Here is a 10200-nt window from a genome sequence, read left to right on the forward strand (position 1 = left end):
CCGGATCTCCGCCGCGAGAACTCCCCGCTCAGGCCACGGTGTTCTCGTCGTCGTAGACCGTCACGCGGAAGGACACCGCGGGCTCGGGCGTCGCCGTGTGCAGGGCGCGGTGGATCAGGCTGCGGTTGTCCCAGACGAGCATGTCGCCCTTCTCGAACGTCTGCAGGTGGATGTTCTCGTGCTCGTAGGTCCGGTCCAGCTGGCCGGTCGCCTCCAGCAACTCCTGCAGCAGGTCCGCGCGGTCGTTGCCGTCGCCGTCCTGGACCGAGAGCGTGAAGCCCTCGCTCAGGTACAGCACCGTCTCACCGGTGTGCGGGTGGGTGACCGCGGTGGGGCTGATCACCGGCGGCGTCTTGGCGTTGACCTCGTCGATGATCTCCGAGATCGGCCGGTAGACGTCGGTCGGCCGGATCTTGAAGTACCGCAGCACGCTGTGCGTCGCCGTGGTGCCCTTGACGGCCAGCTTCAGCTCCTCGGACAGCCGCTCGTAGGCCGCCGCCATGTTGATGAAGAACGTGCCGCGGTTCTTGGACGGCACCACCTGCGGGTAGATCATGGTGATGTCGAACGGCTGCGGCATGAACTGGTAGTCCGAGTGCCAGAACTTCCCGGTCTTCGGCACGCCGATCTGCGAGCCGTCGGTCTCCTTGACGTTGGAGGAGACGAAGACCTCCGGCACCTCCGGGTGGTGGTAGACCGGCTCGTAGTACTCGGCGGTGCGGCCCAGCCGCTTGCCCAGGGCCAGGAACTGGTGCGGCGACAGGTCCTGGTGCTTGAGCACCGCGATCTTGTTGGTGTAGACGGCCTTCTTCAGCGCCGCGATGTCCTCGGCCGACGCGGTCTCCGCGTCGAACCCCTCCACGACCACGCCGAGCGCCTTGTCAGCCTGCGGGGTGATTTCCATGTGCAGTCCTCTTAGCGGGTTTGTGTTCCAGCAATGTCCGGCACCTGAGTAGTCGTCGCTCGACTGTGGACGGTTCCCCCTCCCGGACCGCCTTTGCGCAAGAATTCCCTTGCGATTACCGGTCTTTGGCGCTCACGCGCACCCGTTGGTGCGCGACGGCTTACCGCGCAGCAGCCTCAGGTGGCAGGCGTGGATGACCGCGGCGGTCGCGTTCGGGTCGTCGCGCATCACCAGGTGCCCGCTGTCGGGGATCACCAGGTGGCACGCGTCGGGCAGCACGCGCCGGGCGCGCACCGCGTCGCCGCGCGGCACGACCCGGTCCTGGGCCGCCCACACCAGGTTCACCGGCGTGGTCTCGCCGACCTCCGGCGCGCGGAACCGGTAGCGGCCCGCGTACCGGGCCAGCGCGCGCAGGTCGCTGCCGACCATCGACGCCACGTCGGCCACCGCGGTGCTCAGCGCCGCCGGCCGCGCCGACAGGCTGCCCAGGACGACCCCGCGCACCCACGGCCGCGCCAGCAGCCGGGCCCGCGTCCGGGGCGCGAACGCGGACACCAGCCGCAGCATGGCCCGGGTCTTGGCCGCGCACAGCGACGCGTGGCCGACCGTGCGGAAACCGACGCCGCACAACGCGGTGACCGCCGCGACCGGCACGCGCCGGGCCAGTTCCAGCGCGACCGCGCCGCCGAGCGCGTGCCCGACGACGTGCGGCCGGTGGACGCCGAGCGCGGCCAGGCGCTCGGCGACGTACTCGGCGATGCGGGGCACGACCTCGCGGTCGTAGGCGACCCCGGGCACGCCGTTGTGCCCCGGGAGGTCCAGGGCGAGGGCCCGGACGAACCCGGGGATGCGTTCGACGACGGCGTCCCAGCTCGCGCGGCCGAGGCCCGCTCCGTGGAGCAGCACGAGCTGGGGTTCGCCGTCGGCCCGGCGTGGGGCCTCGGCCATCGGGGTGTTCCCGTCTCCGCGGTGACGACGTGCTCGCGACGAACCCGCGAGCCGCGTCAAGAGGCGGTCACCTTCGGCCGGGGCGCCGACGCCGGCGCCGGCGCGGGGACCTCGTTGCCCGCCAGCGCCTTGAACCGCCGCAGGCGCAGGCTGTTGGAGACGACGAACACCGAGCTGCCCGCCATGATCAGCCCGGCCAGCATCGGGTTGAGCAGGCCGCTCGCCGCCAGCGGCACGGCGGCCACGTTGTAGGCGAACGCCCAGAACAGGTTGCCCTTGATGGTGCCCAGGGTGCGGCGGGACAGCCGGATCGCGTCGGCCACCACCCGCAGGTCGCCGCGCACGAGGGTCAGGTCGCCCGCCTCGATCGCCACGTCGCTGCCGGTGCCCATCGCGATGCCCAGGTCGGCCTGCGCGAGCGCGGCGGCGTCGTTCACGCCGTCGCCGACCATCGCGACCACCCTGCCCTGCCCTTGCAGCCGCTTGACCTCGTCGACCTTGCCCGCGGGCAGCACCTCGGCGACCACCTCGGTGATGCCGACCTCCGCCGCGACCGCCCGCGCCGCCGCCGCGTTGTCGCCGGTGAGCAGCACGGGGGTGAGCCCGAGCCGGCGCAGCTGCGCCACGGCCGCCGCACTGGTCGGTTTGACCTGGTCGGACACGACGAGCAGGCCGCGCACCGCGCCGTCCCACCCGACCGCGACCGACGTGCGGCCCTCGGCGTCGGCCGACGCCCGCGCCGGCACCAGCTCGGACGGCAGCTCCGCCGAGATGAGCGAGGCCCGGCCCACGACGACCTCCCGGCCGTCCACCGTGCCGCGCACGCCCAGGCCGGTCTCGCTGGTGAACTCGCCGACCGGCGGCAGCTCGCCCACCCGGTCCCGCGCTCCGGCGACGACGGCCCGCGCGATCGGGTGCTCCGACGCGCTCTCCACCGCGCCCGCGAGCCGCAGCAGCTCGGCGTCGGTAACGCCGTCCGCCGGCACGACGTCCACCAGGGTCATCTCGCCGGTGGTGACGGTGCCGGTCTTGTCCAGCACGACCGTGTCCACGGCCCGGGTGGACTCCAGCACCTGCGGCCCCTTGATCAGGATGCCCAGCTGCGCGCCCCGGCCGGTGCCGACCAGCAGCGCCGTCGGCGTGGCCAGCCCCAGCGCGCACGGGCACGCGATGATCAGCACCGCCACGGCCGCGGTGAACGCCGCCGGCAGCGGCTGCGCCGAGCCGATCCAGTAGCCCAGGGTGGCCAGCGACAGCGCGATCACGCCGGGCACGAACACCGCCGACACCCGGTCCGCGAGCCGCTGCACCTCGGCCTTGCCGGTCTGCGCCTCCTCGACCAGCTTCGCCATCTGCGCCAACTGCGTGTCCGCGCCGACCCGGGTGGCCCGCACGACCAGCCGGCCGCCCGCGTTCACCGTCGCGCCGACCACGTCGCCACCCGGCCCGACCTCGACCGGCACGGACTCGCCGGTCAGCATGCTCGCGTCCACCGCCGACGAGCCCTCGACCACCACGCCGTCGGTGGCGACCTTCTCGCCCGGCCGCACCAGGAACAGGTCGCCGACGGCCAGCGCCGACACCGGCACAATCGCCTCGACGCCGTCCCGCAGCACGGTGACGTCCTTGGCCCCCAACGACAGCAGCGCCCGCAGGGCCGCGCCGGAGCGCCGCTTGGCCCGCGCCTCGAAGTACCGGCCGCACAGGATGAACAGGGTCACCCCGGCCGCGACCTCCAGGTACATGTTGCCCTCGCCGGGCGTGCGCTCCAGCGTGATGCGGAACGGGTGCTTCATGCCGGGGATGCCCGCGGTGCCCAGGAAGAGCGTGTAGAGCGACCAGGCGAACGCGGCGATCGTGCCCACCGACACCAGCGTGTCCATGGTGGCCGCGCCGTGCCGCAGGTTCGCGAACGCCGCCCGGTGGAACGGCCACGCGCCCCACACCACGACCGGTGCGGCCAGCGTGAGGCACGCCCACTGCCAGTACTCGAACTGGAGCTGGGAGAACATCGACAGCGCGATCACCGGCACGGACAGCACGGCCACGATCCACAGCCGGTTCCGGGCCGCCGCCAGCTCGGCGTCGTGCTCGGCCGCCTCCGCCTCCGCCGGGTCCACCGCGTCCACGGTGGACACCGGTGGGGTCACGGGCTTGGCGGTGTAGCCGATCTCCTCGACGGCGCTGATGATGTCCGCCTCGGGGATCGTCAGCGACAGCACCACCTTCGCCTTCTCGGTGGCGTAGTTGACCGTCGCCTCGACGCCCTCGATCCCGTTGAGGTGGTTCTCGACGCGCGCCGCGCAGGAGGCGCACGTCATGCCACCGATCAGCAGCTCCAGCCGCGTGTCAGCCGCCGTGGCCATGGGGCTTCCCCTCCGCGTTGCCGCCGGTCGTCCCCTCGGCGGGTGTGCCGTGGCCGCCGTTGCGCACCGCTTCCTCGTTCTTGGCCTTGGCCGCGGCGAACGCCTCCTCGCTCAGGCCGTGCGGCGGCGGGTTGGGGCCCTCGATCCGGACGGTGAACGCGGCCGTGCGCACGACGCCCTGGTGCTGGAAGTCCAGGAACATCCGGTAGTCGCCGTAGGAGTCGGCGTTGGCGTAGAACACGATCTCCGGGCCGGACGCGGTCTGCCCGTCGCCGGGCGTGCCGTCCGGGTGCACGTGCAGGTAGGCCAGGTCGCCGTCGCGCAGCGCCACCAGGTGGCCGTACGCGCCCAGGTACGGCTCCAGGTCGGTGACCGGCTTGCCGTCCTTCTTCACGCTCAGGGTGAGCTTGCCGTCCTGGCCCGGCTTGAGGGTGCCGTCCAGCGTCACCTCGTAGCCGTCCACGACCGAGGTGGCCGACACCGCGGGCAGCGGCTGCGGCCGGTAGTCGCCGGACACGGACACGTCCGCGCCGAGCGTCTCGCCGTGGATGCCCCACAGCGGCTTGTAGTCCGCGAACACGCGGTACTCGCCGGCCACCGGGATGGTCAGCGGCACCCGCCACACGCCGTCCGGGCCGAGGTTGGGGTGGATGTGCTGGAACTGGGTCAGGTCCCGGCTGGCCACGATCAGGTGCATCAGCTTCTCGTGCTGCGGCTGGTACTTCACCAGCGGCGTGCCGTCGTGCTGGAGCACCTGGAAGGCGAACGTCTGCGGCACGCCCGCCGGGAAGTTGTCGGTGAGCACCTTCAGGTACATGCTCTCGTGGGAGATCCGCAGCCCGCCGGGGCCGCCCTCCTCCGCGGGCGCCGCCGCTGCCGCCGGAGCGGGCGCCGCCGCGCTCGGCGGCGGGCCGGCGATCCGGCCCACGACGTACGCGCTGCCGAACACGAGCACCAGGGCGAGCGCGAACGCCCCTAGCTTCGTCAACGTCTTCATGAACACCGTCCTGGGGGACGAAGGGGTGAGCGAACGGGGATGCGAATACGAGCCCGTGTCGCGACATTACGCAGCGGAGGACCACTGCCCGGTAATGCGCGGCCGGAATTCAGCGCGCGATTACCGGACAATGGCGTGCGGGATTACCAGCGCAACAGGCACGCGCCGAACGACATGCCGCCGCCGAAGCCGAGCAGCAGCACCAGCTCGCCCGCGCGCAGCCGCCCGGCGCGGTTGGCGTGGTCGAGCGTGAGGGGCACCGAGGCGCTGCCGACGTTCGCGTACTCCTCCACCGTGCGGTGGGTGGTCGCCGCGGTCAGGCCGCACGCCCGCACCAGCTCGCCGAGCAGCACCCCGTTGGGCTGGTGCGGCACGACGTGCCGCACCTCGTCGGCGGACACACCGGCCCTGGCCAGCAGTTTGTCCACGAACGGCGGCACCTCGGCCAGCACGATCTCGCTGACCCCGCGCCCGATCATGCGGAAGAAGTGCTCACCCGCGACGACGGTCTCCGGGGACGCCGGCGACCGGCTCCCGCCCGCCTCCACGCGGATCAGCTCGGCCGCGTCGCCGCGGCTGGCCAGCTCGTGCGCGACGACCCCGCGCCCGGCGGGCACCGCGCCCACCACGGCCGCGCCCGCGCCGTCGCCGAACAGCACGGCCGTGCGCCGGTCGCCGAAGTCCAGGATGCGCGAGTACACGTCCGCGCCCACCACCAGCGCGTGCGCGCCCGGCCGGTCCGCGACCAGCGCGCGGGCGGTGACCAGGCCGTGCACGAACCCGGCGCACACCGCGTTGACGTCCCAGCAGGCCGCGCCGTACGCGCCCAGCCGGTCCTGCACCAGGCACGCCGTCGGCGGCTGCGGGTGGTCGGGCGTGGAGGTGGAGACGATCAGGTAGTCGACGCGGTCCACCCCGAGCCCGGCGTCGGAGAGGGCGCGTTCGGCGGCCCGCGCGGCGAGGTCCGACGTGGCCTCGTCGGCGGCGGCGAACCGGCGCGAGCGGATGGCGGTCTTGCGCACGACCCAGTCCGGCGCCGCGCCCGGCACGCGCCGCGCCAGCTCCTCGTTCGACACCGCGAGCGCCGGCACGGCGGACCCCGTGCCGAGGATTCCGACGGAAGTGGACACAGCGGCCTCCAAGTCGGAGAGGCGTTTCGTGCCGCGAAACTAGACCGCTTTTTCGGTGACCCGCAACGCCCACCGCCCGAACTCGACCCCACGCCACCACGGCCGATTACCGGACCATTCCCGAACGATTCCCGAACGGGTTCACATATGACCCGTGCGATCTTCAGGGTCAAGACGTGACACCGCGACCCTGGGCCTTGTCCGCGCCCGCCGCCATGCTTGGACCATGACCGACAACGTGATCGACATCGAGGGCCTCCGGTGCCGGTACGGCGCCTTCGAGGCCGTGCGGGGGATCTCCCTCCAGGTGCGGCGGGGCGAGCTGTTCGCCCTGCTCGGCACGAACGGCGCCGGCAAGACCACGACCATCGAGGTGCTGGAAGGCCTCAACAAGGCCACCGCCGGCACCGTCCGGGTGCTGGGCCTCGACCCGATCCGGGACCGCGCCGCGCTGCGCCCCCGCACCGGCGTGATGCTCCAGAAGGGCGGGTTCAGCGGGTCGCTGACCGTGCTGGAGACCGTCGACCTGTGGCGCAACCTCACCGCGGGCCCGCGCCCGGCGGACGAGGCGCTGGACATGGTGGGCCTGTCGGACAAGGCGGGCGTCGCCGTCGAGCAGCTCTCCGGCGGCGAGGGCCGGCGGCTGGAGCTGGCGCTGGCCGTGCTGGGCCGCCCGGAGCTGCTGTTCCTCGACGAGCCGACCACCGGCATGGACCCGGCGTCGCGCCGCCGCACCTGGGAGGTCGTGCGCGAGCTGCTGCGCGACGGCACCACCGTCCTGCTCACCACGCACTACCTGGAGGAGGCGGAGAACCTCGCCGACCGCGTGGCGATCATGAAGGCGGGCGAGATCGTCACCATCGGCACGCCCGAGCAGGTCGTCCGCGCCCTGCCCGCCCGGATCACCTTCCACCTGCCCGCGGGCACGCCGCCCGAGCTGTCCCACGCGACGCTGCGCCAGGACGGCGACCGGGTCACCTACCACTCCACCGACCTCCAGTCCGACCTGACGGACCTGCTGGCGTGGGCGAACGGCAACGCGATCACGCTGACCGACCTCGCCGCCCGGCCCGCGTCCCTGGAGGACGTGTTCATGGACATCGCCACCACCGACCAGCCCGCGGAGGCCTCCCGATGAGCACCCAGACGATGACCCGGCCCGGCGTGCCGAGCCTGTACGCCCAGATGGCCACGATGGTGCGGATGGAGCTGCTGCTCCTGCGCCGCAACCTGACCGCGACGATGCTGTCCGTGGTGACCCCGCTGGTCGTGGGCGTCCTGCTGGTCAGCGGGCGCGGGTACGACACGGAGAGCGGCGTCGCTCGGATGTCCGGCGTGATCGGCATGGTCGCGGTGTTCTGCGTGCACCACCACCTGACCACGGCGTACGCGTCGCGGCGGCAGGAGATGGTGCTCAAGCGGCTGCGGGCGGGCATCCCGTCGGACCGCACGATCCTGATCGGCGCGGCGAGCGCGACCATCCTGGTGTTCCTGGTGCAGGCCGCCCTGCTGGTGGCCTACGGCGTGGTCGTGCTGGACATGCCGGTGCCGGCCAACCCGGTGACGATGCTGGTCGCGATGCTGCTGGGGGCCGCGGTGCTGGCCGCGTTCGGCGCGGCGCTGTCCGCGGTGACCCGCAGCTCCGAGGCCGCGATGCTGACCACCCTGCCGTCCATGCTGGTGTTCCTGATGGCGCCGGGCGTGCTGGTGCCGCTGGGGGCGCTGCCGGAGAGCGTCGAGCGGATCGCGTCGTTCCTGCCGATGGGCCCGTTCACCGAGATCCTGCGCACGAGCTGGCTGGGCTACGAGATCGGCGGCGACGGCGCCGCGCTGGGCTTCGCGGGCACCACGCTGCACGCGCTGCCGTGGCTGGGCGCGCTGCTGGTGTGGCTGGTCATCGGCGCGGCCGTGACCGCGAAGTACTTCCGCTGGGAGCCTCGGCACTGATGGTCGTCGCACTCCGGTCCGCTAGCCTCATGCGGGTGATCGCCGCTCCGGCAGACGCCCTGTCGAACCCGCGCATGCGGCGGGCGCGGCTGTTCACGATCGTCGGCATCGCCGGCGGGGTCGCGGTGTGCCTGGTGCTGGCGGGCCTGGGTCTGCGGCAGGAACCGGACCCGCTGCGCAACGTGCTCGGCGCGGTCGGCCTCCTGGCCTTCACGGCCGCGCTGGGCGGCGCCCTCTACCGGTCGGTCACCCCGAACCTGCCCGCGGCGACCGGGAACAAGCTCCTCCTGGCGTTCGGTGCGGCGGCGGTGCTGTCGGTCCCGCTGCTGGGCCCGGTGGGCGTGCCGCAGTGGCAGACGTGGACGTTCGTCGGCGCGGCCATCGTCGGTTTGGCCCCGCTGCTGTTCCACGCGTGGTCGGCGGTGGCGCTGATGGCCGGCACGGTCGGCGTCGCCGCGTTGTCGGCCTGGTTCTTCGACGGTGACGTGCTCAGCGAGGTCGGCGTGACCGTCGCGTTGGGACTGTCGGTTGCCGCGTGGAACGCCCTGCACCTGTGGGGCTGGACGTTCCTGGTGCAGGCGCAGGAAGGCCGGGACGCCCTGACCCGGCTGGCGGCGTCGGAGGAACGGCTGCGCTTCGCCCGCGACGTGCACGACCTGTTGGGGCACAACCTCTCCGTCATCGCGCTGAAGGCGGAACTGGCGTCGCGCCTGGCCCTGGTGGACGGCGAGCGGGCCAGCCGCGAGGCGGACGAGGTGCGCGCCCTCGCGGCGGCGGCGCTGACCGAGATGCGCGAGGTCGTCCACGGCTACCGCCGGGTCGACCTGCGCGACCAGGTCCTGGCGGTCGCCCAGGTGCTGCGCTCCTCCGGCGTCCGCTGCACGGTCACCCAGCCGGAGGAGGACCTGCCCCCGTCCCTCGCCGCGCCGCTGGTGTCCGTGCTCAGGGAGGCGGGCACCAACGTCATGCGCCACAGCAAGGCCGACTGGTGCACGATCGAGGTCGTCCGAGAGGATGCAGGCGCACGCCTGACCGTGGTGAACGACGGCGCCGCCGACGCGACCCCGGACGAGCGCAGCAGCGGCCTGCGCGGCCTGGCCGACCGGCTCGGCGACGTGGGCGGCACGCTGCGCACCTGGAGGGAGGACGGCATGTTCACGCTGGAGGCGATCGTGCGGGCGGACACGTGATCCGGGTGATGCTGGCGGACGACGAGGACCTGATCCGCACCGCCCTGGCCGCGTTGCTGTCCCTGGAGGACGACATCGAGGTCGTGGCCCAGGCCCAGGACGGCCGAGCCGCGGTGGACGCCGCGGCCGCCCACCGCCCCGACGTGGCGGTGCTGGACCTGGAGATGCCGAAGATGGACGGCCTGGAGGTGACGGCGGAGCTGAAGCGCTCCCTGCCCACCTGCGCGGTCGTGATCCTGACCGGCCACGCGAGGCCCACCCACCTCCAGGTGGCCCTGAACGCCGGCGCCAAGGCCTACCTGCCCAAGGGCTCCCCCGGCGGCACCCTGGCCGACGTGATCCGCCGAGTCCACGACGGCGGCCGTTACGTGGACCCGGGCCTGGCCGCCGACGCCCTGACCGCTCCGGAGTGCCCCCTGACCCCACGAGAGGTCGAGGTGCTCAGGCTCGCCGAATACGACACCCCGGTCTCCACGATCGCCGCGAAGACCCACCTGTCGGCGGGAACGGTCCGCAACTACCTGACAGCCGCGGTCAGCAAACTGGGAGTCGCATCCCGAACCGAAGCCTTCCGAGTAGCCCACGACAACGGCTGGCTCTAACGCACTCCCAACACCCTTCAGCGGCGAAGCCGCAAGCGGGCAGTCCACCGGAGGGGACACAACCCAAGCCGGGCTTCTTGCTTGTGTCATCTCCGTATGGCCCGCCCGAAGGGCTA

Annotated in this window: 9 protein-coding genes; 4 read left to right on the forward strand and 5 right to left on the reverse strand. The window is 72.9% G+C overall.

Translation table 11 applies throughout. From position 1 onward, the window contains the following. Window positions 1-28: 28 nt before the first annotated feature. The 5 genes from scoE to ABD126_RS37850 all read right to left on the reverse strand — a co-directional run bounded on the left by scoE (window position 29) and on the right by ABD126_RS37850 (window position 6345). Window positions 29-904 carry a (3R)-3-[(carboxymethyl)amino]fatty acid oxygenase/decarboxylase gene (gene scoE, locus ABD126_RS37830; RefSeq protein WP_343940350.1) on the reverse strand — a complete coding sequence of 292 codons (876 nt, stop codon included), beginning with the start codon at window positions 902-904 and terminating at the stop codon, window positions 29-31. Window positions 905-1036: 132 nt separating this feature from the next. Further along, window positions 1037-1852, reverse strand: coding sequence for an alpha/beta fold hydrolase (locus tag ABD126_RS37835; protein WP_343940352.1), 816 nt, complete (start codon window positions 1850-1852; stop codon window positions 1037-1039). 56 nt (window positions 1853-1908) lie between these two features. After that, on the reverse strand, window positions 1909-4218 hold the full coding sequence (locus tag ABD126_RS37840; RefSeq protein ID WP_343940355.1) for a heavy metal translocating P-type ATPase: 2310 nt from the start codon (window positions 4216-4218) through the stop codon (window positions 1909-1911). Then, window positions 4202-5215, reverse strand: a complete 1014-nt coding sequence (locus tag ABD126_RS37845; protein ID WP_343940357.1) for a hypothetical protein — start codon at window positions 5213-5215, stop codon at window positions 4202-4204. Before ABD126_RS37845 ends, ABD126_RS37840 begins: the two co-directional genes overlap by 17 nt. A gap of 143 nt (window positions 5216-5358) precedes the next feature. Further along, the gene (locus ABD126_RS37850) at window positions 5359-6345 is read right to left on the reverse strand and encodes a 3-oxoacyl-ACP synthase III family protein (protein ID WP_343940359.1); all 987 of its coding nucleotides are present in this window, start codon (window positions 6343-6345) and stop codon (window positions 5359-5361) included. A gap of 226 nt (window positions 6346-6571) precedes the next feature. Here ABD126_RS37850 and ABD126_RS37855 point away from each other — a divergent pair, with 226 nt between their 5' ends. The 4 genes from ABD126_RS37855 to ABD126_RS37870 are packed head-to-tail and all read left to right on the forward strand — an operon-like array spanning window position 6572 to window position 10084. Beyond that, a complete protein-coding gene (locus ABD126_RS37855; RefSeq protein WP_343940361.1) occupies window positions 6572-7483 on the forward strand; it encodes an ABC transporter ATP-binding protein in 912 nt (303 codons plus the stop codon). Continuing rightward, window positions 7480-8292, forward strand: a complete 813-nt coding sequence (locus ABD126_RS37860; protein ID WP_343940363.1) for an ABC transporter permease — start codon at window positions 7480-7482, stop codon at window positions 8290-8292. Before ABD126_RS37855 ends, ABD126_RS37860 begins: the two co-directional genes overlap by 4 nt. 35 nt (window positions 8293-8327) lie before the next feature. Beyond that, window positions 8328-9482: a sensor histidine kinase gene (locus tag ABD126_RS37865; protein ID WP_343940365.1), complete on the forward strand. Its 1155-nt coding sequence runs from the start codon at window positions 8328-8330 to the stop codon at window positions 9480-9482. Continuing rightward, window positions 9479-10084 (forward strand): response regulator transcription factor, encoded by a 606-nt coding sequence (locus ABD126_RS37870; RefSeq protein ID WP_343940367.1) that lies wholly within the window; start codon window positions 9479-9481, stop codon window positions 10082-10084. Before ABD126_RS37865 ends, ABD126_RS37870 begins: the two co-directional genes overlap by 4 nt. Window positions 10085-10200 lie beyond the last annotated feature (116 nt).

This window comes from Saccharothrix mutabilis subsp. mutabilis, from assembly GCF_039521145.1.
Taxonomy (GTDB): domain Bacteria; phylum Actinomycetota; class Actinomycetes; order Mycobacteriales; family Pseudonocardiaceae; genus Actinosynnema; species Actinosynnema mutabilis.

Bases quoted from the DNA above. Each gene is read 5' to 3' on its own strand.
- scoE (WP_343940350.1), bottom strand. From the start codon at position 904: ATGGAAATCACCCCGCAGGCTGACAAGGCGCTCGGCGTGGTCGTGGAG.
- ABD126_RS37835 (WP_343940352.1), bottom strand. From the start codon at position 1,852: ATGGCCGAGGCCCCACGCCGGGCCGACGGCGAACCCCAGCTCGTGCTG.
- ABD126_RS37840 (WP_343940355.1), bottom strand. From the start codon at position 4,218: ATGGCCACGGCGGCTGACACGCGGCTGGAGCTGCTGATCGGTGGCATG.
- ABD126_RS37845 (WP_343940357.1), bottom strand. From the start codon at position 5,215: ATGAAGACGTTGACGAAGCTAGGGGCGTTCGCGCTCGCCCTGGTGCTC.
- ABD126_RS37855 (WP_343940361.1), top strand. From the start codon at position 6,572: ATGACCGACAACGTGATCGACATCGAGGGCCTCCGGTGCCGGTACGGC.
- ABD126_RS37860 (WP_343940363.1), top strand. From the start codon at position 7,480: ATGAGCACCCAGACGATGACCCGGCCCGGCGTGCCGAGCCTGTACGCC.